Raw genomic sequence first — 23,626 nt, 5'->3', positions numbered from 1 at the left:
TATCCATTTTTTAAGGCCAAATCCACTTTGGCCGTCCATGTTCTTTATCGTTTTAAGCGTTGAACTGACCTCATTGTCAGTCCTATATTGTTTGAAAACCTAGAGCAGCTCAGCTGCTCGACTTAATACTTGTAACTAACTGCTGCACCTAGATAACCATGTTTTAAATGAACCTACAATTTCCAAATCCCTCAATGAAAATGCAGGCTTTGAACATCGACCAAGGTCTAAAACTGAGTCGACTTAAACCTTGGTGACTTCACGTGCAATGACAAGACGCTGGATATCAGACGCCCCTTCATAAATCTGGCTCACACGGACGTCCCGATAAATTCGTTCAACAGGAAAATCTGAAACATAGCCATAGCCACCATGAATTTGAATCGCATCAGAACAAACACGCTCCGCCATGGTTGAGGCAAACAATTTGGCCATAGACGCTTCTTTTAAACATGGCAAACCTGCATCCTTCAAAGCGGCTGCATGGAAAATTAACTGACGTGCAGCTTCAATTTGTGTCGCCATATCGGCTAAACGAAAAGCAACTGCCTGATGTTGTACAATTTCAACACCAAAGGCTTTACGGTCATTGGCATATTCAACTGCTGCATCTAAAGCGGCGCGAGCCATGCCCACTGATTGCGCAGCAATACCAATACGTCCCGACTCCAAATTTGAAAGCGCTATTTTATAACCTTCGCCTTCAGCACCTAGCAAATGATCAGCAGGAATGCGGCAGTTCTCCAAAACAATGGTTGCCGTATCCGAACAGTGCTGTCCCATCTTTTCTTCTATACGAGAGACAATATAGCCTTCGGTATCGGTTGGGACTAAAAAGCAAGAAATACCTTTCTTACCCGCAGCTTTGTCTGTGACTGCAAAAACCAAAGCGACTTGCGCATGCTTTCCTGTGGTAATGAATTGTTTGGTTCCATTCAGCACCCATTCCTCACCTTCACGAACGGCCTTGCACTCCAACGCACCTGCATCTGAGCCTGCTTGTGGTTCAGTGAGACAAAAACATCCCAACCACTCACATGTGGCAAGCTTGCTTAAATATTTCTGCTTTTGAGCATCAGTTCCGTAGCGCTGGGTAATACCGCACGGCAGTGAGTTTTGCACACTGACAATGGTCGAAATCGCACCATCACCTGCTGCAATTTCCTCAAGTGCCACCACCAGTGAAATATAATCTAAACCCGCACCACCCCACTCAGGTGAAACAGTCATACCCAAAGCACCCAACTCACCTAGCTCTTTAAGTTCTTGCGCAGGAAACTGCGCTGTTTTATCACGTGCAGCCGCGGTTGGCTTCAGTTTTTCCTGCGAATAACTACGCAACATATCCTGAACCATTTTTTGTTCTTCATTTAAAAGCATGGAGTATCCCTTCTCTGTTCAGGTTATTAAATTTAATAAATATTTGATACACGGCGACCCATTCGCAACCTGAAAGCCTTTCAAAAGATAAAGTTTCTGCGAGAAAGTAGTCTGTAAATTTAATAAAACAGGTTTTGCGAATGGAGATGGTTTTGCCTACTTTTCCCGAAAGAAAAGTAGGTCGAACCGAAGGTTATAAGAAGCCCTTACTTATCGACCTAAAGACTCCGTCATAAACTCAAAGATCACAAGTCAAAATAGATTATTTAGGCTGCATACGAATTGCGCCATCTAAACGAATCACTTCACCATTCAAATAACTATTTTCAAAAATATGCCCTACAAGCTGAGCAAACTCTTGCGGTTTTGCCAAACGCTTCGGAAATGGCACCATTTCACCCAACGCATCTTGTACATTTTGCGGCATCGCCTTCAACATTGGTGTTTCCATAATGCCTGGAGCAATGGTCATCACTCGAATTTTCTCACGCGCTAGTTCACGTGCCAGCGGTAAAGTCATTGAGACAACAGCACCCTTAGAGGCTGCATAAGTGGTCTGTCCAATTTGTCCGTCATAAGCTGCAACCGAAGCTGTATTCACAATCACTCCGCGTTCTTCTTCACCGGCTTGAGGTTCATATTTCGCGATTAACTGCGCAGCAAAACGCAGCATATTAAAAGTACCTGAGACATTGATGTTTAATACTTTTTGGAATAACGCCAGCTCATGAATACCATCACGCCCCAACACTTTGGCTGAAGGCGCTACACCTGCGCAGTTCACCAAACCATTCAATTGCCCATATTCCGCCTCGACTTCTTGGAAGAAACTTTGCACAGCGTGCTCATCAGTAACATCGAGGCTTTTAAACTGAGCATTTTCACCCAACTCACGCTGTAGCTCTGCACCTAAAGCTTGGTTCATATCCACCAAAATGACTTTCGCACCTTGCTCAATCAAATGACGTGCTGTTGCTGCGCCTAAACCCGATGCTCCACCCGTGACAACAAAAACCTTCCCTTGAATCTTCATTTATTTTTCCTTGTATGATTGAATGCTACGACTTAAGAAGAAATGTAAACATAGAACCCTTTAAGTACAATTTCCAAATATTGCATCTTCCATGATGGTTTTGGACAATGCTCAAAATGCACAATAAAAATATGGAAGCCACTATGACTGCATCGGAACATGCAAACGCCCAAAAAGATTCCATTTCAATTGCTTTGGTACACGAAGCATTGTTTGAGGCTGAAAAGCAGGGATACGCAGTTGCTGATATTTTGAAAAATGCAGGCATCAATAGCGAACTGTTAAGTGCGACAAAAGCACGAGTCTCAGTCAATCAATATGCGCAGCTCTGGACTGAACTGGCCAATGTCATGAATGATGAGTTTTTTGGGATGGATCGCCATGCTATGCGCCGTGGCAGTTTTCAATTTTTATCTAAATCACTATTGCACACCACCCAGCTGGACCAAGCTATTCAGCATATTTTGCAGTTTATGAATTTGGTACTAGACGACTTTAGCAGTCAGCTCATGGTGCAAGAACATTATGCTTATATTGTGATTTATGAACGACAACAGCCCAAGCGTATGTTTAGTTACGCAACTTACATCATGCTGATTCATGCTCTAATGTGTTGGTTAGTGGGTCAACGGGTGATTTTGAATCAAATTCAACTCAAATGTGATGCACCTACAGATGACATCGATTACAAAGTTCGTTTTTGTGAAAATATCCAGTATCAAATGGCTGAAAACTATATTCAGTTCGATGCAAATTATTTAAAAATGCCCATAAAACAGGACAATAAATCGTGGTATCAATTTATTCAGCAAACCCCACATATTTTACTGACCCGTTATAAAAATCCACATTCAACCAGTGCCCAAATTCGTCGCTATTTAATGCAAGAACCCCCTATACAGTGGCTTGAACTGTCTGAAATTGCCCATCATTTCAATATGTCTGAGGCGACTATTCAACGGCGACTGAAAAGTGAAGGTTTCAGTTATCAACAACTCAAAAATGATATACGCCGTGATATGGCGATTGAGCTACTCAGTAACAGCCAAGTATCATTACAAGACATTAGCACTGAACTCAATTTTCATGATCCGAGTGCTTTCCATCGTGCTTTTAAAAAGTGGACTGGGGTCAGCCCTGGCGCTTATCGTCAAAATAAGGACGCTTAACTTCAGTCGATTGGTATAAGCAACTACGCGACGCTCTTGCTCTTTCCACATAACAAGTAACCAACCCATACCATTCTCTCGTTAAAGTAAAACCTTATCATTCAATTGTTCTAGGTTTGGTTTTGATTTGCCAAATGAAATGTCAACAGAGCTTATAAATTAAATTGAATTTTTGATGCTCATTCATCGGAAAATCAAGGTGCTGTCGCACTTTGTCACTGACTTAAAAAAATTACCTACCATAGTGATCTCGTCATATTGTTTTACACAATATTGAATAAAAACATCATGGAGGGAACACATGAGCACCCAATTAAATAAAAACTTAATGAAAAATATCGGATGGTTATCATTACTGCTGTGTACACAGCAAGCGATAGCAGACTCATACATTTATGTGACCAATACCACCCCTGAAATGGTATCCGTCAATATTAATCATCATGGTACACGCACCTTAACTCAAGGGAGTCAATGGGCTCAAGAAGCCACCCAAATTGCACCTTATGAAACCAAACGTGTACTGCGTTTTAACCGTTATACTGGGGTAAATTCAGGTCAAACCTATAATTTTGATACCGTGATTACAGGCGGGGGTTCAAGTGTCACCCTGAAACAATCTATGACTGGCACTTGGTCTGGCAGTGATATTAAACACTCTGCATCTGGCAGTGATTTCTCTGCACCATGGTTCAACAATCGTAATATTCAGCGCTTCAACACCAATTATGCAGGAAAAGCCGCGCAGACTGTTCTTAAAGCTGAGTACACTGGTGGTTATGACGACTTCCACTACACTATCCATCAAAATACCGTGCCAGAACCCGTTGTCAGCAGTGCTGATGAGTTTAAAGTTTTAACCTACAATATTTATGCTCTTCCTTTGGTGGCAAGTAAAATTGATTCGCGTTTAGAGCAACTGCCGCAAAACCTAAAAGGCTACGACGCGATCTTATTCCAAGAAACCTTTGCTTCTGGGCGTACCGCCATGTTGGCCAAATTAGCGCAGGAATATCCGTACCAAACCTATATTCCAATCGGTTCAGGTTTCAATATCTATGACAGCGGCATATTGGTTGCAAGTCGTCATCCTATTGTAAAAACAGATCATTTTATTTACCCGAGCTGTACAGGCATTGACTGTTTTGCCGATAAAGGCGTGATTTATGCTGAAATTCTCAAGAATGGCAAAGCCTACCATGTGACCTCCACGCATACCGCATCGTTTGATACCGACGCGGCACGTGATATGCGCCAGCAACAATTTAAGCAAATCCGAGCTTTGGTCGATAAGCAAAATATCCCGTCATTTGATGCGGTCCTCATGGGCGGTGACTTTAATGTCAACAAACTCCTGTGGCCTCAAGATTATGCGCAAATGCAAATTAACTTGAATGGTACGGTACCAGTCAGCACAGGATATACCGAATCGACCTTCGATCCACGAGTGAATAAACTCGCAGGTGCAGGACTCACGGGCGGCTCCACCGTGGAGTATTTAGACTACGTGGTGTCATCCAATAACCACCGTCAGCCTATGCAAGCACGTAATGATGTCCGCATTCTTCGCTCGGCTGCCGACCCCTTATTTATGACTTGGGACTTATCTGACCACTTCCCAGTAATGGGTCAATTCCAATATAACCCATAAGGAAGAACAATGAAGCGCTTTGGGCTTATCGCTTTGGTGCTGAGCGTATTGGTGATCGGTGTGGTGATATGGTTGGGCCTTGGCTCATCATATGCCACATCGGGTCAAACTCAGGCATCCTCACCGTCCCTTACAGAGACTGCTCAACCCAGCAATTTGCAAGAGAAGCTTGCTGCTGCAAACAATGACGAGTCAAAAATGCAGCAACAACAGCAACAAGAATCCATCCAAAAAATCATTCAACTCTTTCAAAAAAATCCGGGCAATATCACACAATTATTAAACCAGTTACAGCAAAACTGCCCTGATACCAACTGTCAGGCATTATTAAAACAGGTATTGGCCGAATATCCAGATCAACAGTTTGCCCAGACTTTAAAACAATTGATAGAACGCCTACCACTGTACGAAAAAGAAATGCAAGCTAAAACCATGTCCACACAAATGACACCGCAACAGCGTTATCAGGAGATTTGGAACTTACGCGAACAGACTTTAGGTAAGCAAGAAACACAACTCGGCTTTGCTGAAGAAAAAGAGTTTGCCAGCTATCAGTTTGCTTATGGTGAGCTCTTGAGCCGCGCATCGCACATGACCTTACAACAACGACTGAGTGAACTTTCACAACTACAGCAACAATATAAAAACCCGAGCAAAAATATTGATGGTCAAAGTGGTAGTTATGATAAAGCCCTTAAATTGGCTTTAATTGGCATCACCGACCCAATACAACAGCAAGAAATTACCCAACAAATTCGTAACAGCTACTTTTCAGGGAAAGAAGCGGCGCAGTTGGCTGAACGCGAACAACAAGTCGCTCGGCAACAACAACAAATCGCCAGTTATCAATCTGAGCTTGCTGCTCTAAACCAAGAAATGAACCAGCAAAAACAAAACTTAGCTGAAAGTGCATGGCAGCAGCAATATCAACTCCGTCTAGAACAACTGAGGCAAAAGCACTTTAACTAGTGGCTTAAACGTTCATCATTCTCCACATCAAACAAAGACAGCTAAAGCAAGATGATATACCTCATGTTGCTTTAGCATGTCCTTATAAATTGCAATTCCACAATGTTTTGAGTTCGCATCAATGATGCGTGAAATAAAGACCATTGCAACAAAAATATTAATAAAATATTATTTTTCAACATCTTAAAAATAACTTAAATAACTTTTTAATTGAAGTCCCTCGATAGTCGGCATTGAATACTTCTTTTGATCGATCTGAGTCCATTTGAGCAGTAGCGTAAAATGTAAACATGCACTCAATTTAATAAATTTAATCTTTTCATTTACTTAACAAATCCATCTTTCATTTATCGGAATCTATTTGCAAAAAGTTCCAAAATGGATTATTTTTCAACCAATTTTAAAGCATTCTTTAATGCTTATTTTCCGGCTGTACTCCCCCTGTTTAATCACCTTATTTCTTTTAAAGGTTATGACATGCTTAAAATGATTGATGTTCTCGATCAACGTCTAGTGCAAAACTTTACTCAAGCTTTGCAGTCTCCTACCCCACAATTTGAAGAGCAATTGGATCAAGGTATTCTCAATGCATCAGACCTTGAATTAAATCATGCTGTTACTGCATTTTTTAATGAAGTTAATGCGATTGAAGCTGCTCAAGCGTTGGATATTAGCGCTGACCGTATTCAAGCCCTACAGTTAGGTGCATCGTTTAAAGATGAACAATATTTAGCTGATCTAAAGAAAATTGTGACACTTTGTCTTGCACTTGAAACTGATGCTTTAGAGCAAGTTGAAGTGTTTGACAGCTTACAAGACTATCCTATGTAAGCTTGCAAGCCCTTAAAAAAGCGACTATTACAGTCGCTTTTTTACATTCAAAATGAATGATTTAGTTATGCAATCTTCATATAAGAAGAAATTATTCTATGCTTTTTTAAAGTTATTCTATACTCCAAAAACTACACAAAGTTCAATCAAGTTATTAAAATTCAGATACTTAAATCAAGACTATCTACTTATTTCAATTTAATATTTTATTATCCATTTTTCTTTTTTTATTTTTCGCATACATAACGTTAAAAGAACTCACAAATGAACTTATTTAAATGATGCAACATGAAAAACTTTAAACTACTGAGCACTTCACTGATTTTAGGTCTGATCGGCTCGTATGCCAATGCCGCTATTCCAAACACACTTAAACTCGATTATGCCTACTACGCACCAACCAGTCTTGTGGTGAAAGAGCAGAAATTGTTAGAAAAAGCCTTACCTAAAACTGAAATTAAATGGGTATTTAGCCAAGGCAGTAACCGTTCACTGGAATATTTAAATAGTGGCAGTGTCGATTTTGCTTCAACCGCAGGGCTTGCAGCCGTACTTAGTCGTGCCAACGGCAGTCCAATCAATACCGTTTATATCCAAAGCCAACCTGAGTGGACCTCTTTGGTGGTTGCTAAAAACTCCCAAATTAAAAGCCTAAAAGACTTAAAAGGAAAGAAAATTGCCGCAACCAAAGGCACAGATCCATTTCTGTTTACCTTACAAGCGTTGGATACAGTGGGTCTAAATAAACGTGATGTACAACTGGTTCACTTACAACATCCAGATGGCAAAACAGCTTTAGAACGTGGTCAAGTCGATGCTTGGGCAGGCTTAGATCCCTTGATGGCATCAGCACAAGTGCAATCTGGCGCAAAACTGCTGTATCGAAATATTGGGTTTAACAGTTATAGCGTACTCAGTGTCAAAGAGTCTTTTACTCAGCAAAGTCCCGAAGCCATTGAAGCAGTGATTAAAGCTTATGAGCAAGCACGTAAATGGGCCAAAGCTAACCCAGAGAAACTGGCGGAGTTATTGGCACGCGAGTCCAAACTTCCGTTGAATGTCGCAAAATTACAATTAAGCCGTACCAACTTTGATCAAAACATTCCGTCAGCCAAACAGATTACCGCATTACAAAAGTCTGGTGGCATCTTGAATGAAGAAGACTTAGTCCGTAAAGGCACCAATGTTAATCAAGTCGTGACTCAGTTGTTTAAACCACAATATGCACAAAAGGTTGTAAGCAAATAATGATCAAGTTAGTCACGAGCTCTTTCACCCCTATTGAAGTGAAAAAGGGTTCCTCATTTCAGTTGAAATTGAAGAGTGTTCTCAAAGCGATCACCCTTCCAGTGCTCTTACTGATTGCTTGTGAATATCTGGTTCGTGCAGGTTTTATTGAACCTTATTTATTGCCTGCACCTAGTAGTCTGTGGCAAACCTTTCTAGATTTATGTCAGGCAGATTTATGGATGCATGTCTGGACCAGTACATGGCGGGTGTTTTTAGGCTTTTTTATTGGGAGTGCTCTGGCGTTAATTTGTGCGATTTTGGTCGGGCTTAACAAACAGGTTGAAGCATTTTTAGAACCCAGTTTTTCAGCGGTTAAATCCATCCCAAGCTTAGCGTGGATTCCTCTACTTTTACTGTGGTTGGGAATTGATGAAGCATCGAAGATTACCCTAATTGCAATTGGCGCATTTTTTCCGACCTATACCAACACTGTCGCAGCGATTAAAGGTGTAGATCGCAAGCTTATAGAAGTCGCACAAGTCTATCGGCTGAAGTACTGGCTGAACCGTACCGGGTTTGTCGGAGACTTTTTTATTTAAGTTAGGCCACCTGACCTAACGGGTTAATCTTATCATAGTACATTGCTTCAAACTCAAAAGGCGATACATAACCCAGTGCACTGTGTACACGCTTTTTATTGAACCAATATACCCAGTTTAGTGTCGCAAGTTGTACATCTGCTAAACCTTGCCAATCTGCTTTTAAATATTCAATCACCTCTGTTTTGTATAAGCCATTCACCGTTTCAGCCAGAGCATTATCGTATGAATCACCAGTTGTACCGACTGATGCTCGTAAATTTGCAGCTTCTAAACGATTGGTATAGCGAATAGAAAGATATTGAACACCTCTATCTGAATGATGAATCACATTCTTAGGCATACCTCGATCGTGCAATGCTTGCTCCAATGCATCGAGCACCATATCTGTATTCATCCGTGTAGATACTTTCCATCCAACAATTGCTCGTGAGAACACATCAATAACAAATGCGGTATATACCCAGCCTGAATGAGTTTGAATATACGTAAAGTCACCCACCCATAGTTGGTTTGGATGATCAGCATTAAAATTACGTTTCACTAGGGCTTGTTGAGAATTAACAAAGGCTACTGATTAATTTATAATAGTACTATGGATAGATACATACTTACTGATGCCCAATGGGCAAAAATGGAACCTTTTTGCCTAGGTAAAGTGACCGATCGAGGTCGTAGTGGAAAAGATAATCGATTATTTTTAGAAGCAGTCCTATGGATTGCCCGTACAGGCAGTCCATGGCGTGATCTACCTCCTCATTTTGGTAAATGGAATACCGTCTTTAAAAGATACCGTGATTGGGTGAAAGCTGGTGTATTTGAAACTATTTTTGCATCTGTAAATGAAGATGTTGATTTGGAATACGCCATGATTGATGGAACGATTGTTAAAGTTCATCGACATGGGCAAGGTGCAAAAGGGGGACTTTCAAACAGTCTATAGGTAAATCTCGAGGTGGAATGACCTGTAAAATTCTTGCCTTAGTGGATAGTCTAGGCAACCTTATTAAATTTCGATTAATGCCTGGTCAATATCACGATTTAGTAGAAACCAAACCTTTAATTGAAGATGTTGATTTTCAAGCATTACTGGCTGATAAAGCATTTGATGCAGATTGGCTCATCCAAGAACTCAATGAACGTAAAGTGAAAGTGGTGATCCCACCTAAATCTAATCGAAAAGTAATGAGAGCATTTGATACGATTATGTATAAATGGCGTCATCTCATTGAAAACTATTTCTGTAAGTTAAAAGAATTTAAACGTATAGCGATGCGTAGTTGTAAAACAGATACGAGTTTTGAAGCCATGATTCAATTGTGCGCGAGTTTAATTAACTCTCGGTAATTCTCAACAGACCCTAAATCATCTGCCCGTTTTTGGTCATCTCGGTTACGAGTAGTTTGTTTATTCTTACCACGCCAAACACCTTGTATACCTAGCTTTTGCATCAATCGAGCAACTGTACAACGTGCAATAACATAACCCTCACGTTTCAATTTTTGCCAAACTTTACGTACACCATATCGACCTGAACTTTCTTTCCAAATACGTTTGATTTGCTCTGCATGATGTAAATCATGCAGAGCACGTTTCGCTCGATGTTCTGGGTTATCAACGAGATCTAAAGCCCGATAATAGGTCGAAGCTGCAATCGGTAAAATTCTACAAATCGCTTCAACACCATATCGATCTTTATTGTTATGGATAAAATCCACCATTATTTGTGTGGGCGGTCGAGCTCCGCCTGGGCGAAAAAAGCGGCTGCTTTGCGTAGAATTTCATTGGCACGTTTTAATTCTTTAATTTCACGTTCCATTTGCTTCATTTTTTCTTGGTCAGATATCTGTTGTACTTTGGCAGGATTTAGTTGATCCAGATGCTTTAAATACCAAACACGCAATGTTTCAGGAGTACAACCGATTTTAGGAGCAATAGCTGTGATTGCTGCCCAAGTAGAAGGATAATCTTTTTCAGATTCAATTAGTAATTGAACCGCTCTTTCTCTGATTTCAGGGGTATAGTTTGGTTTTTTCATCGGCATAGTCTCTCAGAATATTGAGTCTCCGACAAACCCGGTACGGTTCAGGCAGCAAGTGCAACAGATTATTTTGCCTGCAGCATCTCCGGGAATTTTAACGGGACTGCGTAACAGTTTAAGTTTGGCATGGATGTTTATGATTGCAGCAGAACTGATTGCAGCGACACAAGGCATAGGCTACTTACTGAGTGATGGCCGAGAAACTTCACGTCCCGATATTGTGATCTTAGCAATTATTCTTTTAGCCGTACTTGGAAAATTCAGCGATGGCATTATGAAAGCCATCGAGACTTGGCTACTGCGTTGGCGTGACGTATTTGGAACATAAGGTAGAAAAAATAAAAGCGCATCAACTGCGCTTTTATTTTGAAGGGAACAATGAAATTATTGTGTCCACTGCCCTAAAGTGACGCGGTCATTACCACCATAATCTTTCACCGTACGGACTTGTTTATAGCCCGCTTCTTTAAAGATTTTCTGTACAGCGTCAGCTTGGTCATAACCATGCTCAAGTACCACCCAGCCATCAAGAGTTAAATGCTTTTTACCTTGCTGGATAATGACTCTTAAATCAGCCAAACCATGATCTGCTGCAACTAGGGCACGTTCAGGCTCAGTTGCTAAGTCTTGCATGTGATCATCATCGGCATCGATGTACGGCGGGTTCGAGACAATCACATCAAAAAACTTTCGATTCAGCGGTGCAAACCAACTGCCACACACAAAAGTCACATCATTTAAGTCATGCTTTTCTGCATTTTGCTGCGCCACGGCTAAAGTTGGCTCATAAATATCGGTAGCCGTGATGTCCCATGTGTCCCGTTCACTGGCCAATGAAAGCGCAACCGCACCCGTCCCCGTACCTAAATCGACAATGCGGGCATCTTCAGGTAAGTCTAAACGTAGTACAGTTTCAACCAATACTTCGGTATCTGGACGTGGCACTAAGGTGTCAGGAGTGACAATCAGATCCAATGTCCAAAACGGCTGTGAACCTGTCACATAGGCCAAAGGTTCACCTGCTTCAATTCGCGCCAAGGCAGCAACATAGGCTTGCTCTTGTTCATCGGTCAGCACTTGATCTTTTTTCATAAACAAATCAAAAGAATCAATTTTGGTGATGTGTTCCAGCAACCATGCGTTCTCTTGACGTTCGTAACTCTCGGCTTCACCACGTAAAGCCAAAGCTTGGGCAATATTCATTATCCACCATTCTGCTGTGCAAGCATCGCAAGCTGATCTGCTTGATATTCACGATGTAAGCTATCTAATAGTTCAGTTAAATCGCCTTCCATAACCGCGTCTAACTTGTATAAAGTTAAGTTAATACGGTGATCGGTCATACGACCTTGCGGGTAGTTATAGGTACGGATACGCTCTGAACGATCACCCGAGCCGACCAAGTCACGGCGCATTTCAGAAGTTGCTGCATCAGCTGCTGCACGTTTTGCATTTTCCAAACGTGAAGCAAGCAAAGCCATCGCTTTGGCTTTGTTTTTATGCTGCGAACGCTCTTCCTGACATTCCACCACCGTTCCTGTTGGAATGTGGGTAATACGCACAGCAGAATCGGTTTTGTTGATGTGCTGACCACCCGCACCTGAGGCACGGTAGGTATCAATACGTAAGTCTGATGCATTAATCTCGACCGTTGTATCGACATCAATTTCAGGCAAAATCGCAACGGTACACGCCGAAGTATGTACACGACCCTGAGACTCCGTTGCAGGTACACGTTGTACACGGTGCGCGCCACTTTCAAACTTCAAGCGACCGTAAACGCCTTCACCATTCACCAAACAAATGATTTCTTTATAACCACCGTGTTCGCCTTCATTTTCAGACAACACTTCAATACGCCAGCCTTGTGATTCAGCGTACTTGGTGTACATGCGATATAAGTCACCTGAGAAAATAGCAGCTTCATCACCGCCTGTTCCCGCTCGAATTTCCAAATATGCAGAGTTCGCATCATTTGGATCTTTCGGAATCATTAAGATATTTAAATCAGCTTCTAAAGACGCAATAATGGCTTTATTTTCTTTAATTTCTTCAACAGCCATTTCCTTAAAATCAGGATCTGACAGCATCGCTTCAGCCGTTTCAATATCAGCTTCTGCTTGTTTGTACTTAGTCCACACTTCTGTGATTTCGCTTAAATCACTATGTTCACGTGACAACTGACGAAAGCGTTTGTTATCCGAAATGACTTCTACATCTGCAAGTAATGCTGTTAATTCTTCGTGACGGTCAGAAAGTTGATCTAATCGTAAACGTAACGATTCTTTCATTAGGAAAATATCTCAATATAAAGGCTGCAATACAGTTTCACAGCACCAAAAAATTTGCGCTTAGTTTAACGGCTCTATCACGCAAAGAACATCTTTATTCAATCCTGAGCGACGTTTACTTTATACACCGCAGTGGATTGATACACTTTTAATGCGTGTTTATGCGCTTACTAGCGTTCAAAAAATGTAGAACAGCTTATTTCATATACATCTTTTAAATAGGTCATTTCAGCTCAAAATTCAGAGTGTGAACTGCATCACTCCTAGGTTTATCCACATTTGCATGATTTTGGATAAATTTCATTCTGCTTATTCACATTTGTAATAAAACTGATACAAACAAGAAACCAACGGGTTTCAATTTAGTTTTAACTCTCCACAATTAACTGGAATCTTTTTGTTACATTAGCCACATCGAAAAAAGTAAGACAGTTCAACCAATGTTGGACATGGAGAAACACATGAAACTTAATACACTCTTAATGTCAGCAACATTAGCAACGGCATCTATGTTTACTGCAACTGCGTATGCAGACAGCACAACTCGCGTTGCAGCAGCCAGTGCTTTAGGTAGTGTTGCAGGGACAGCAATTGGTAAAAACATGGGCGGCACAACTGGTGCAACTATTGGCGCAGCACTTGGTGGTGCAGGTGGTGCAGCAGTTGCAAGTGACAAACGTCATCGTACTGAATCTGCTATTGGCGGTGCGATCGGTGGTGGTGCGGGCTATACCGTAGGTAAAAGCATGGGCGGAACCAATGGTGGCTACGTGGGTTCTGCATTAGGTGCAGCGGGCGGTGCAGCACTCGGCAACAAAATCTCAAAAGATAAACAGTATGACTCTTACCATGGTAAAAAATGGAAGAAAAAACATAAACACCATTAATTAGCTGCATCGTAAAGATGTCATTGAAAGCACCTTCGGGTGCTTTTTTATGGCACAGATTTAGACGCAACAACACATCAGCCAAACTGGTAGAAAATACGAAGAGTCGTTACACAGCACTTACCAAAGCAACGGTTTCGATAAAATTTCTCTTCATTATTCTTCCCACTTGTTTCGCTAAAGTGAAATCAAGACAAAATAGACATGCTCTTAGGAGTTTAAAAATGAAAATTAAATCAATTTTAATGAGCACCGTAATTGCAGCTTCAGCATTAACGATGACCACAACATATGCAGGTAATACAACCAATACTGCACTAACGTCTGCATTAGGTGGTGTTGTCGGTGCTGCGATTGGTAACCAAATGGGTGGGCAAACAGGCGCGATGATTGGTTCTGCCATTGGTGGTGGTGCAGGTGCAGCTGCTTCAGCCAACAAACGTGACCGTAATGGTGCAATCATTGGTGGAGCACTCGGTGGTGCTGGTGGTTATACCGTAGGTAAAAACATGGGCGGTACCAATGGTGGATATATTGGTGCAGGTCTCGGTTCAGCGGGTGGCGCAGTTCTAGGTAAAAAAGTCTCTGAAGACCGTCGTTATGATGATGAATATGACCGCCGTTACGATGACCGTTATGATCGTCGTTATGACAGCCGCGGCTACCGTAACAGCAATTATAAATATAATGGTCGCGACTATCGTGGTGACAATGGCCGTCACTTGGGCTGGTACAAAAACGGGAAACGTTAAGCACCTATAAAATATTTTCAAATAAAAAGCACCTTCGGGTGCTTTTTATTTATCTCACAGCCGACACTCAAAAAAGACACTGTATCGTCTCTGCGATGCAGTAGCTTACTTCTTTTTGCTTTAAACGTATGTGTGGCTGGTGCGGATCAACGATGTTGAATAGATATTTAGTTTTATTTTTAAATCAATATCTTATATAAAACAACCAGAATATCGAATAAAATCGATATACAAAATAACAGTTATATCGTATTATTTCGATATATAAAGCAAAACTGAGAAGTAGAATGCGCACGTTGTCCGAGACTCAATTTTCTATTTTAGAATTAGCTCCTGTCCGCGAAGATCAGACTGTACAACTCACCCTACAGCATAGCTTAAAATTGGCCCAACAAGCTGAGCGTTTAGGCTATAGCCGACTCTGGCTTGCGGAACATCATAATATGGATGGTATTGCCAGCTCTGCAACTGCGGTGCTACTCGGCTATTTACTCGCAAATACCTCAACCTTAAAAGTGGGTTCTGGCGGTATCATGCTCCCAAACCATGCACCACTGATCGTAGCGGAGCAATTCGGTACGCTTGCGACACTCTATCCAAACCGGATTGAATTAGGCTTAGGTCGAGCACCGGGCACAGACCAAGTGACCATGCGTGCACTTCGCCGTGGCCGTCAAGAAACTGAAGATCAGTTCCCACAAGATGTCTTAGAAATTCTGCACTACTTTAAGGACGCTGAGCCGAATCAGCGCATCATTGCAACTCCGGGGCAAGGGACACATGTGCCCGTATGGCTACTCGGTTCAAGTTTATTTAGTGCGCAACTGGCTGCAAAACTCGGACTTCCCTACTCTTTTGCATCACACTTTGCACCGCGTATGCTGAAACAAGCGATTCAGCTCTATCGTGAAAACTTTGAACCCTCTGAATACTTATCGAAACCTTATGTATCTATGGGTGTCCCGACAGTCGTTGCTGAAACTGATGCTGAAGCTGAATATCTAGCGACCAGCGCCTACCAACGGGTTTTAGGTCTCATGCGCGGTCAAAGTTTAAAGTTAAAAGCACCAATTGCCAGTATGGACGGTCTATGGTCACCTGCGGAAAAAATGTCGGTAGATAGTTTTTATGCCATGGCGCAAATCGGTTCCAATGGCACGGTGAAAGAAGGCTTGAAACAGCTTCTTTTAGAATATGATGTCGACGAATTCATTTTCACCTGTGACATCTATGACACAGACAAACGTTTAGAAAACTTTGAACGTCTCATGCAGATCAAAAATAGCTAAGTACAAATAAAAGCTAATCGCCTTATGCGTATTAATGCATACCCATAAGGCGACGTGCATAAATGAATAACTAAAATCTCAGCCGATATCTAAAAGATCCTCAAAACTCTGCAAAAACTGCTGCTATGTCTAGACTAAAGTTATCGTGACTGCTCAGACAATTTATCACTTTGCCTTTTTAGAGCAAAAGCACTAAAAATAACAAACTAAGGAAAGACGATAAAAAACAATTAAGGATCGAGCATGGTCAATTTGCATTCAACAGACAACGGATCTGGTTTATTTCAAAACCATCCCGAATATTTTCAGCATTTTAAAGGGCAACTGATTCCCTCATCAGAAATTAAACAACATACTTTTGCTGAGCAACGTGTCGCGATTATTGGTACCAACCAACATACAGTAACTGCCCTCGAATCGATTTGTCAGGTCGCTCAATCGGTCTATGTTTTTCAAAACGCGCCGCAATTCATCTTGCCAAAAACGGAACGCGGCATTCAGCCTTTAATCCAACATCCACTGGTTATTAAGAACCGACGTCTATTTAATACACGGATCAAATGCCTACTGGCTTTACGCTTTTTAGAAACCCAAGTTCAAGACCCATGGCTTAGACACCAACTCAAACCTAACTCCGCTGCCGGTAAGCTTAAATTTTTTAAGTCCGATCATTATTATCATGCCCTACAGCGCGACAACTGTAAGCTAATCACTTGGCCAATCGTCAAAATTCGAGAACATGATATTCAAAGTTTAGATGGTGCTGAATATCCAGTCGATGTGATCATTACCACCTATAGCCATTAACCATATAGGGTAAGTTTCCCTACTTACCCGTTGTTTATTTCGTCACACCTGTATACCGATAGCCTGTATTTGAACACTAATAACGTAAGTACTTTCCAGTCGGTCGACTGTTTTGATCCAATAAAGTGATATCAATCTTGTTTAAGTCTTTTGAAACACGAATATATGAACCGCGCTGCTCTTCGTCACAATGACAGTCATAATCTACTTCAATTGAACTTAACTGCTGTTTTTTGGTCTGAAAAACTGGTGTTGCTGTCAAAGCTTGGGCATGCATTTTAAAGGCTTGAATTTGATAGAGACCGTGACAACTATCGCCTTTGTAATAACTTTGAATCAGATAAATCGGCTGTGCACCCCATTTCACTTGATCAATCTTTAAAATATAGCCTGTTTCTAAAGGCTGAAGTTTAGTGGAATTGCTCGATTTCATCTGCACATAGGATGAAAATTCACCCATGGTACCGCCACCACCTACATCAAAGGTATAGAATTTAAGCAGTTGGTCCGGTGAGGCATTAATCTTTAGTCTAAGATTCTCAGTCAATTTGGGGAAAGAATAAGCATAACTTTCTGCATTTTCACGGATTAAATCAACCACATCACTTTCGATCTGTTGATTCGCTGCATAAAAATCTAGCGCTGCATATTTTTGATCAATGGCCTGCTCAGCCTGCTGAATTGATATATTTTGCGCATATACAGCCATATTAAAATGAGCAAAACAAAATACACCTAATAGGCATTTTGATATTATTTTCATTTGATCTAATCTGTATTTTTATATTGATCAACATTATAAAGCATCATCAATATGACGCTTTATAATGTAATGACAATATCAACCAATGCGACGTTTTAAACCCGTCATTTGGAGTACACGAGTTGAAATTTCTTCAATCGACATTTCCGAGACATTTAAGTATTTAATCCCTTCAGAGATATAAATCCCTTCAATTGCACGAAGCTCCATTTGGCACTGGCTGAAGCTTGCATAACGGCTATTGGCTTTACGTTCAGAGCGAATAGCAACAAGACGTTCAGCATCAATCATCAAACCAAAAAGCTTCTGTTTATGCGCGCGAAGTACCGCAGGTAAACGGTTGTCATCTAAGTCTTCTTCAGTTAAAGGATAGTTTGCAACACGAATACCAAACTGTAATGACAAATAAATTGACGTCGGTGTTTTACCCGAACGTGACACCCCAATCAGAATCAGGTCAGCCTTGTCATAGTGGCGTGTACGTGCACCGTCATCGTTATCTAAAGCAAAATGCACCGCATCAATACGTGCTTTATAAGACTCCGAATCGGTCACCGCATGGGTCTGTCCGACTAAAGTTGTAGGCGGCGTTCCTAGCTCTTCAGACAATTTACTAATAAGCCCTTCAAATACATCAAGATTTATAGCATTTGCAGTATTAATAATGTCACGCACGTACGGGTCGACTAAAGTGTCAAAAACCAGTGGCTTTTGTCCGTCTTGTTGTGCCCTTAAATTGATCTCAGCAACCACATTCGTAGCAGCTTCTTCAGAGCTAATATAAGGAATAATATGAATGTCAAAGTCAACATTTGGAAACTGCGCCAATAGCGAGTGCCCAAGGGTTTCAGCGGTAATCGCAGTACCATCAGATACAAAAAAAACACTCCGCTTAAATTGTTTACTTCCCGACATTAAAATTCTCCTCAAAAATTTGTCTTAGTGCTATATAATCTTTATAGTAAACCGATCTTACATGACTGTCGCTTAGTAAAATCAAAAAGCTAAGTAGATTTGTTATAATCTGATGCCAAGATAGTGATTAAATACTGCAAAAGTGGAGTAACAACTTTGGAAGCGCGCGTAATTGGTCTAGAAAAATTAGGGAAACACGACGTTGAACTTGTAGGTGGGAAAAACTCATCTTTAGGTGAAATGATCAGCCACCTATCAAATGCAGGTGTATCTGTACCAGGTGGCTTTGCTACTACAGCTCAAGCATATCGTGAATTTCTCGAGCAAAGTGGCCTAAACGCTAAAATCAATGCAGAGTTAAAAGTCCTCAATGTTGATGATGTAAATGCTCTTGCTGAAACAGGCGCGAAAATTCGCCAATGGATTGTAGATACTCCACTTACGGCAGAACTCGAACAAGAAGTTCGTAAAGCATTTGCAGAGCTTTCAAACGGCAACCCAGACATCGCGGTTGCCGTTCGTTCTTCTGCGACAGCAGAAGATTTACCAGATGCATCTTTTGCAGGCCAACAAGAAACCTTCTTAAACATTCGCGGTATCGACAACGTATTGATCGCGATCAAAGAAGTATTTGCATCACTGTATAACGACCGTGCAATTTCTTACCGCGTACACCAAAACTTTGCGCATGATGTTGTGGCTTTATCTGCTGGTATTCAGCGTATGGTTCGCTCTGAAACTGGTGCAGCGGGTGTAATGTTTACACTCGACACTGAATCAGGTTTCCGTGACGTAGTCTTCATCACTGCATCTTATGGTTTGGGTGAAATGGTCGTTCAGGGTGCAGTAAACCCTGACGAATTCTACCTCTCTAAACCCCTTTTAAATGCAGGCAAGCACGCTGTCCTCCGTCGTAATCTAGGTTCTAAACACCAAAAAATGATTTACGGCGAAGAAGCCTCTGCAGGTAAATCAGTTGTTGTGGTTGATGTTGAAAAACAAGAGCGTCAACAATTCGCATTAAACGACCACGAACTACAAGAACTTGCAAAACAAGCGCTGATCATTGAAAACCATTATGGTTCTCCAATGGACATCGAGTGGGCAAAAGATGGCGATGACGGTCAAATTTATATCGTTCAAGCGCGCCCTGAAACAGTGAAGAGCCGTGAAAACGTCGGTACCATGGAACGCTACCTTTTGAAGCAAAAAGGCACAGTGATTTGTGAAGGCCGTTCAATCGGTCAACGTATCGGTTCTGGTAAAGTACGCATTGTTACGTCTATTAAAGAAATGGACAAAGTACAAGACGGTGACGTGCTTGTATCTGACATGACTGACCCAGACTGGGAACCAGTAATGAAACGTGCCGCTGCAATTGTCACTAACCGTGGTGGTCGTACGTGTCACGCAGCAATTATTGCACGTGAACTGGGTGTTCCAGCAATCGTCGGTTGTGGTAATGCAACTGAAGTTCTAGTAGACGGTCAGGAAGTGACTGTTTCATGTGCTGAAGGTGATACAGGTTTCATCTACGAAGGTTCTTTAGATTTCGAGATTCAAACCAATTCAATCGAATCAATGCCAGAGCTTCCGTTCAAAGTGATGATGAACGTCGGCAACCCTGACCGCGCATTTGACTTTGCACAAATTCCAAATGAAGGGATTGGCCTTGCACGTCTTGAGTTCATCATTAACCGTATGATCGGTGTCCATCCTAAAGCATTGTTGAACATTGACAGCTTGCCACGTGAAACACGTGCTGCGGTGATGGCGCGTACTGCGGGTTATGCATCTCCAATCGAATTCTATGTTGAAAAACTGGTTGAAGGTATTTCTACCCTTGCCGCAGCATTCGCAGACAAACCTGTGATCGTTCGTATGTCTGACTTTAAGTCAAATGAATATGCAAACTTGATCGGTGGTAAATTATACGAGCCTGAAGAAGAAAACCCAATGTTGGGCTTCCGTGGTGCAAGCCGTTATGTGTCTGACAACTTCCGTGACTGCTTCGAATTAGAATGCCGCGCGTTGAAAAAAGCACGTGACGAAATGGGCTTAACCAATATTCAAATCATGATTCCTTTCGTACGTACTGTACATGAAGCAAAACGTGTAATTGAATTATTGGCGTTAAATGGTTTGAAGCGTGGTGAAAATGGTCTGAAAGTGATCATGATGTGTGAGTTACCAACAAACGCATTATTGGCTGAACAGTTCCTTGAACACTTCGATGGCTTCTCTATCGGTTCAAACGACTTAACTCAGTTAACGCTTGGTTTAGACCGTGACTCTGGTATTGTATCTCACTTATTTGATGAACGTGATCCAGCTGTAAAAGCACTCCTTTCTATGGCAATTCATGCATGCCGTAAAGCAGGTAAATATGTGGGTATTTGTGGTCAAGGCCCATCAGATCATCCAGATCTTGCGCAATGGCTGATGGAACAAGGTATCGAATCTGTATCACTTAACCCTGACTCAGTATTAGACACTTGGTTCTTCCTTGCTGAAGAGAAAGTTCAAAAAGCTTAACTTTTTGATCCGATAAAAAAGACCCTTTCAAGGGTCTTTTTTTATATCCACTCTTTCAACGCATTCGCATTGAAACAAACGTTTTTATACAAAAACTTAGACTAAGTCTGGCATTCATGCACCAACATCTTGATTGAGAAGAGATCGCATTGCGATAAAGCTAGAAGAAGCAGCATAATCCTTGCTACACTGTCCTGCATTTTGTGTAGTTTTGGTTAATTTTAGCTTGAAATTCTCTAGACTATCCGCATGTTTTATCATAGATTTTTATTTGTTTTTAATCTAAAAACAAATACATTTATTATTTTAATATCCCAATTTATATTTTGAGATTAAGTTTATATGCAGATTTACTTGGCACGAAATAATCAACAAGCCGGTCCATATACCTTAGAGCAATTGAATCAGATGCTCGCAAGCCAACAAGTTTTATTGACGGATTTAGTTTGGCATCAGGGTATGCCTGAATGGAAAGCTTTAGGTGAACTCACCCAAGGAAAACTGGCGTATGAACCTGTAGGTTATCAACCTCAGCCCCCTATTCCTGAGCCAATACATACGCCAAATCAATTTTCACAGCCAAACCACACAGCGGCGAAAGTTGCTCAACCTGAACTGGCATCAATAGGCACACGTGTCTTAGCCAAAGTCATTGATTTACTTCTTTGGCTCCCTGCCGCTGCTATTCCCTCGTTCTTTTTACAAGCAGATAAATTTGGTGAACTCACTGAAATTCAGCAAAAAATGCAAGCGGCTACTACAGCAACTCAGGCCAGTGAACTACAAGCACAACTGTTCAGTTTGATTCCTACTGAAGCATGGACCACCATGGGCATTTACCTGCTGATTATGCTCGGTATCCAGGCCTTTTTCTTAGCAAAAAATGGTCAAAGTATTGGTAAAAAAATCACCAAAATTAAAATTGTAGATGTTGAAACCAACGAAAAAGTCAGCCTTTTGCGTGTATTCACATTACGCAGTGTTGTCTTTATTGTACTCAATATGCTGTTCATGCCGTTTATTACCATCGCCGATCACGTCTTTGGTTTAACTGCAAAGCGTCAAACTTTGCACGATAAGCTGGCAAAAACCAAGGTCATTAAGCAGTAATTTGACCATATTTAAGCTGAGGTTTGGCGCACCTCAGTTTTCTGCAGTTTATTGATATTCAAAATAAATCCCTAAAGAAATTATAAAATTCCGAGTGAAAAATCGGTTTTTATAACAGCCATTTAAAGCATCTTTACGTATAGCTTAGTTTGTCGATATGAGGCATAATGCCCTACAACGTAGCGGTGTCTTATGATTGAGAAGTGTTTTTAGACTTAAAAAGAAACTTTTCAATCATGCGACACTTTAATCGCTATCCCAATTTTATTAGGGAATGGGACTCTTCACCGAGGTTGTAAAATGAGACAAACGATTTTAGCTGTATTGTCTTTATCTGCGATCGCCGCGCTCTTAACTGGGTGTGGTGGTGATATGGTACTTCTAAACTCAAAAGGTCCAGTTGCACAAGGTCAATCTGACTTAATGATGACTGCGATCTATTTAATGCTATTGGTGGTTATTCCATCAGTCGTAATGGCATTATGGTTTGGTTGGAAATATCGCGCGTCGAATAAAGATGCAGACTATAAACCTACATGGGCACACTCTACTGCAATTGAAATTGTAGTTTGGGGTATTCCTGTCATTATTATTGGTATTCTGGCTTGGTTAACTTGGTGGGGTTCACACAAGTATGACCCTTACCGCCCGCTCGAATCTGATAAAGCACCTGTAAATATTCAAGTCATTGCAGAACAGTTTAAATGGATCTTCATTTACCCTGATCTTAACATTGCGACGGTTAACGAAATTCGTTTCCCTGAAAAAACTCCAGTTGCACTTAAAATTACCTCTAACTTCACGATGAACTCGTTCTTCATCCCTGCGTTAGGTGGTCAAATTTATGCAATGGCAGGTATGCAAACGCACTTGAATTTGTTAGCAGATGGAACTAGCCCAGCTGAAGGCTACCGCGGTTTCTCTTCGAACTATTCAGGCTACGGCTTCTCGCAAATGCGCTTCCGTGCTCACTCTGTAACTGACGCTCAATTCGCTGAATGGGTTGCTGCAGTTAAAGCAGGTAACGGTACAAGCATTAATCCTAACGCTGTACAAAAAACAATTTTAGATCAAGCTGAATTTGAGTCTTTACGTGACGGTAACCGTGGTAAACACCAAATTGAAGTTTTGATTTCAAAAGCAAAAACTCCTGAAGAGAAGGCTGCTGCTGAGGCAATGAAGCCTTATCCAACTAAGCCACACCCTGTGACTTACTACTCTTCTGTAGAGGAAGGCTTGTTTAAGTCAGTCATCAGCAAATATATGAGCAACTATCACGGTGCTGATCACTCAGCGACTGCGGGTGCTCACGGGGCTGCTTCATCTGAAGCACATGCCGCTGTTGAACCTGCTTCATCAGTTGTAGGGGAATAA

The 23,626-nt window shown here is 41.3% G+C and carries 19 protein-coding genes, 4 pseudogenes and 1 other annotated feature; of the genes and pseudogenes, 15 read left to right on the top strand and 8 right to left on the bottom strand.

All coding sequences use genetic code 11. The annotated features are described in order from the left end of the window. Positions 1 to 243: 243 nt before the first annotated feature. Both AC4CU2_RS06285 and AC4CU2_RS06280 read right to left on the bottom strand, forming a co-directional pair. Positions 244 to 1,380 carry an acyl-CoA dehydrogenase family protein gene (locus AC4CU2_RS06285; RefSeq protein WP_490768459.1) on the bottom strand — a complete coding sequence of 379 codons (1,137 nt, stop codon included), beginning with the start codon at positions 1,378 to 1,380 and terminating at the stop codon, positions 244 to 246. A 262-nt stretch (positions 1,381 to 1,642) separates the two neighbouring features. Beyond that, positions 1,643 to 2,413 (bottom strand): 3-hydroxyacyl-CoA dehydrogenase, encoded by a 771-nt coding sequence (locus AC4CU2_RS06280; RefSeq protein WP_490768458.1) that lies wholly within the window; start codon positions 2,411 to 2,413, stop codon positions 1,643 to 1,645. A 143-nt stretch (positions 2,414 to 2,556) separates the two neighbouring features. Here AC4CU2_RS06280 and AC4CU2_RS06275 point away from each other — a divergent pair, with 143 nt between their 5' ends. The 6 genes and pseudogenes from AC4CU2_RS06275 to AC4CU2_RS06250 all read left to right on the top strand — a co-directional run. Then, positions 2,557 to 3,582, top strand: coding sequence for an AraC family transcriptional regulator (locus AC4CU2_RS06275; RefSeq protein WP_490768457.1), 1,026 nt, complete (start codon positions 2,557 to 2,559; stop codon positions 3,580 to 3,582). A gap of 328 nt (positions 3,583 to 3,910) precedes the next feature. Beyond that, the gene (locus AC4CU2_RS06270; RefSeq protein ID WP_490769216.1) at positions 3,911 to 5,233 is read left to right on the top strand and encodes a sphingomyelin phosphodiesterase; all 1,323 of its coding nucleotides are present in this window, start codon (positions 3,911 to 3,913) and stop codon (positions 5,231 to 5,233) included. Between the two features lie 9 nt (positions 5,234 to 5,242). Continuing rightward, a complete protein-coding gene (locus tag AC4CU2_RS06265) occupies positions 5,243 to 6,202 on the top strand; it encodes a hypothetical protein (RefSeq protein ID WP_490768456.1) in 960 nt (319 codons plus the stop codon). A 477-nt stretch (positions 6,203 to 6,679) separates the two neighbouring features. Continuing rightward, positions 6,680 to 7,033, top strand: coding sequence for a hypothetical protein (locus AC4CU2_RS06260; protein WP_029575052.1), 354 nt, complete (start codon positions 6,680 to 6,682; stop codon positions 7,031 to 7,033). 288 nt (positions 7,034 to 7,321) lie between these two features. Continuing rightward, positions 7,322 to 8,281 carry an aliphatic sulfonate ABC transporter substrate-binding protein gene (locus tag AC4CU2_RS06255; protein WP_490768455.1) on the top strand — a complete coding sequence of 320 codons (960 nt, stop codon included), beginning with the start codon at positions 7,322 to 7,324 and terminating at the stop codon, positions 8,279 to 8,281. Then, positions 8,281 to 8,823: pseudogene (locus AC4CU2_RS06250) on the top strand (ABC transporter permease); the annotation flags it as partial. The gene AC4CU2_RS06255 and the pseudogene AC4CU2_RS06250, both read left to right, overlap by 1 nt. Positions 8,824 to 8,863: 40 nt before the next feature. Here the strand turns inward: AC4CU2_RS06250 and AC4CU2_RS06245 are convergent. Next, positions 8,864 to 9,409: pseudogene (locus tag AC4CU2_RS06245) on the bottom strand (IS3-like element ISAba19 family transposase); the annotation flags it as partial. Between the two features lie 48 nt (positions 9,410 to 9,457). On the opposite strand from AC4CU2_RS06245, the gene AC4CU2_RS06240 reads away from it, so the two are divergent. Further along, positions 9,458 to 10,209, top strand: a protein-coding gene (locus AC4CU2_RS06240) for an IS5 family transposase (protein ID WP_101495461.1) whose coding sequence is annotated in 2 segments (ribosomal slippage) — positions 9,458 to 9,794 and positions 9,794 to 10,209 — 753 coding nt in all. Because the reading frame shifts where the segments join, the coding sequence is not laid out codon by codon here. A gap of 14 nt (positions 10,210 to 10,223) precedes the next feature. Here AC4CU2_RS06240 and AC4CU2_RS06235 read toward each other — a convergent pair. Continuing rightward, positions 10,224 to 10,900: pseudogene (locus AC4CU2_RS06235) on the bottom strand (IS3 family transposase); the annotation flags it as partial. Next, positions 10,509 to 10,625, bottom strand: a sequence feature (AL1L pseudoknot). Its footprint overlaps the pseudogene before it by 117 nt. Before the next feature lie 52 nt (positions 10,901 to 10,952). On the opposite strand from AC4CU2_RS06235, the pseudogene AC4CU2_RS06230 reads away from it, so the two are divergent. Then, positions 10,953 to 11,231, top strand: a pseudogene (locus AC4CU2_RS06230) (ABC transporter permease); the annotation flags it as partial. Between the two features lie 56 nt (positions 11,232 to 11,287). On the opposite strand, the gene prmC reads toward AC4CU2_RS06230, so the two are convergent. Beyond that, positions 11,288 to 12,106, bottom strand: a complete 819-nt coding sequence (prmC, locus tag AC4CU2_RS06225; RefSeq protein WP_490768454.1) for a peptide chain release factor N(5)-glutamine methyltransferase — start codon at positions 12,104 to 12,106, stop codon at positions 11,288 to 11,290. After that, positions 12,106 to 13,194, bottom strand: coding sequence for a peptide chain release factor 1 (gene prfA, locus AC4CU2_RS06220; RefSeq protein ID WP_004982013.1), 1,089 nt, complete (start codon positions 13,192 to 13,194; stop codon positions 12,106 to 12,108). Before prfA ends, prmC begins: the two co-directional genes overlap by 1 nt. Positions 13,195 to 13,655: 461 nt before the next feature. Here prfA and AC4CU2_RS06215 point away from each other — a divergent pair, with 461 nt between their 5' ends. The 4 genes from AC4CU2_RS06215 to AC4CU2_RS06200 all read left to right on the top strand — a co-directional run bounded on the left by AC4CU2_RS06215 (position 13,656) and on the right by AC4CU2_RS06200 (position 16,929). After that, complete coding sequence (locus tag AC4CU2_RS06215; RefSeq protein ID WP_004696467.1) at positions 13,656 to 14,081, top strand: glycine zipper domain-containing protein; 426 nt, start codon at positions 13,656 to 13,658, stop codon at positions 14,079 to 14,081. Between the two features lie 224 nt (positions 14,082 to 14,305). Next, complete coding sequence (locus AC4CU2_RS06210; protein WP_004982017.1) at positions 14,306 to 14,833, top strand: YMGG-like glycine zipper-containing protein; 528 nt, start codon at positions 14,306 to 14,308, stop codon at positions 14,831 to 14,833. Between the two features lie 287 nt (positions 14,834 to 15,120). After that, positions 15,121 to 16,122 carry an LLM class flavin-dependent oxidoreductase gene (locus tag AC4CU2_RS06205; protein ID WP_004696463.1) on the top strand — a complete coding sequence of 334 codons (1,002 nt, stop codon included), beginning with the start codon at positions 15,121 to 15,123 and terminating at the stop codon, positions 16,120 to 16,122. A gap of 243 nt (positions 16,123 to 16,365) precedes the next feature. Then, positions 16,366 to 16,929 (top strand): NAD(P)/FAD-dependent oxidoreductase, encoded by a 564-nt coding sequence (locus AC4CU2_RS06200; RefSeq protein WP_490768453.1) that lies wholly within the window; start codon positions 16,366 to 16,368, stop codon positions 16,927 to 16,929. A gap of 76 nt (positions 16,930 to 17,005) precedes the next feature. Here AC4CU2_RS06200 and AC4CU2_RS06195 read toward each other — a convergent pair whose 3' ends face one another. Together AC4CU2_RS06195 and ppsR are read right to left on the bottom strand one after the other, a co-directional pair. Next, positions 17,006 to 17,638 carry a hypothetical protein gene (locus AC4CU2_RS06195; RefSeq protein WP_490768452.1) on the bottom strand — a complete coding sequence of 211 codons (633 nt, stop codon included), beginning with the start codon at positions 17,636 to 17,638 and terminating at the stop codon, positions 17,006 to 17,008. A 132-nt stretch (positions 17,639 to 17,770) separates the two neighbouring features. After that, positions 17,771 to 18,607, bottom strand: coding sequence for a posphoenolpyruvate synthetase regulatory kinase/phosphorylase PpsR (gene ppsR / locus AC4CU2_RS06190; protein WP_005400687.1), 837 nt, complete (start codon positions 18,605 to 18,607; stop codon positions 17,771 to 17,773). A 156-nt stretch (positions 18,608 to 18,763) separates the two neighbouring features. Here ppsR and ppsA point away from each other — a divergent pair, with 156 nt between their 5' ends. The 3 genes from ppsA to cyoA all read left to right on the top strand — a co-directional run bounded on the left by ppsA (position 18,764) and on the right by cyoA (position 23,626). Beyond that, a complete protein-coding gene (gene ppsA, locus AC4CU2_RS06185) occupies positions 18,764 to 21,142 on the top strand; it encodes a phosphoenolpyruvate synthase (protein WP_004982030.1) in 2,379 nt (792 codons plus the stop codon). A 342-nt stretch (positions 21,143 to 21,484) separates the two neighbouring features. Further along, positions 21,485 to 22,252 carry an RDD family protein gene (locus tag AC4CU2_RS06180; RefSeq protein ID WP_490768451.1) on the top strand — a complete coding sequence of 256 codons (768 nt, stop codon included), beginning with the start codon at positions 21,485 to 21,487 and terminating at the stop codon, positions 22,250 to 22,252. Between the two features lie 300 nt (positions 22,253 to 22,552). After that, entirely contained in the window at positions 22,553 to 23,626 is a 1,074-nt protein-coding gene (gene cyoA, locus AC4CU2_RS06175) for a ubiquinol oxidase subunit II (RefSeq protein WP_490768450.1), read from the top strand.

The sequence above is a fragment of the Acinetobacter sp. 797_lipA genome (genome assembly GCF_058243025.1).
The sequence above is the reverse complement of the archived record's forward strand: the minus strand, read 5'-3'. Positions and strand labels throughout refer to the sequence as shown.

What these genes read in the sequence shown, in the direction of transcription:
- AC4CU2_RS06215 (WP_004696467.1), top strand. Translation starts at nt 13,656, where the DNA reads ATGAAACTTAATACACTCTTAATGTCAGCAACATTAGCAACGGCATCT.
- AC4CU2_RS06260 (WP_029575052.1), top strand. Translation starts at nt 6,680, where the DNA reads ATGCTTAAAATGATTGATGTTCTCGATCAACGTCTAGTGCAAAACTTT.
- prfA (WP_004982013.1), bottom strand. Translation starts at nt 13,194, where the DNA reads ATGAAAGAATCGTTACGTTTACGATTAGATCAACTTTCTGACCGTCAC.
- AC4CU2_RS06210 (WP_004982017.1), top strand. Translation starts at nt 14,306, where the DNA reads ATGAAAATTAAATCAATTTTAATGAGCACCGTAATTGCAGCTTCAGCA.
- cyoA (WP_490768450.1), top strand. Translation starts at nt 22,553, where the DNA reads ATGAGACAAACGATTTTAGCTGTATTGTCTTTATCTGCGATCGCCGCG.
- ppsR (WP_005400687.1), bottom strand. Translation starts at nt 18,607, where the DNA reads ATGTCGGGAAGTAAACAATTTAAGCGGAGTGTTTTTTTTGTATCTGAT.
- AC4CU2_RS06265 (WP_490768456.1), top strand. Translation starts at nt 5,243, where the DNA reads ATGAAGCGCTTTGGGCTTATCGCTTTGGTGCTGAGCGTATTGGTGATC.
- AC4CU2_RS06270 (WP_490769216.1), top strand. Translation starts at nt 3,911, where the DNA reads ATGAAAAATATCGGATGGTTATCATTACTGCTGTGTACACAGCAAGCG.
- AC4CU2_RS06180 (WP_490768451.1), top strand. Translation starts at nt 21,485, where the DNA reads ATGCAGATTTACTTGGCACGAAATAATCAACAAGCCGGTCCATATACC.
- AC4CU2_RS06205 (WP_004696463.1), top strand. Translation starts at nt 15,121, where the DNA reads ATGCGCACGTTGTCCGAGACTCAATTTTCTATTTTAGAATTAGCTCCT.
- AC4CU2_RS06195 (WP_490768452.1), bottom strand. Translation starts at nt 17,638, where the DNA reads ATGGCTGTATATGCGCAAAATATATCAATTCAGCAGGCTGAGCAGGCC.
- AC4CU2_RS06280 (WP_490768458.1), bottom strand. Translation starts at nt 2,413, where the DNA reads ATGAAGATTCAAGGGAAGGTTTTTGTTGTCACGGGTGGAGCATCGGGT.
- AC4CU2_RS06200 (WP_490768453.1), top strand. Translation starts at nt 16,366, where the DNA reads ATGGTCAATTTGCATTCAACAGACAACGGATCTGGTTTATTTCAAAAC.
- AC4CU2_RS06275 (WP_490768457.1), top strand. Translation starts at nt 2,557, where the DNA reads ATGACTGCATCGGAACATGCAAACGCCCAAAAAGATTCCATTTCAATT.
- prmC (WP_490768454.1), bottom strand. Translation starts at nt 12,106, where the DNA reads ATGAATATTGCCCAAGCTTTGGCTTTACGTGGTGAAGCCGAGAGTTAC.
- AC4CU2_RS06255 (WP_490768455.1), top strand. Translation starts at nt 7,322, where the DNA reads ATGAAAAACTTTAAACTACTGAGCACTTCACTGATTTTAGGTCTGATC.
- AC4CU2_RS06285 (WP_490768459.1), bottom strand. Translation starts at nt 1,380, where the DNA reads ATGCTTTTAAATGAAGAACAAAAAATGGTTCAGGATATGTTGCGTAGT.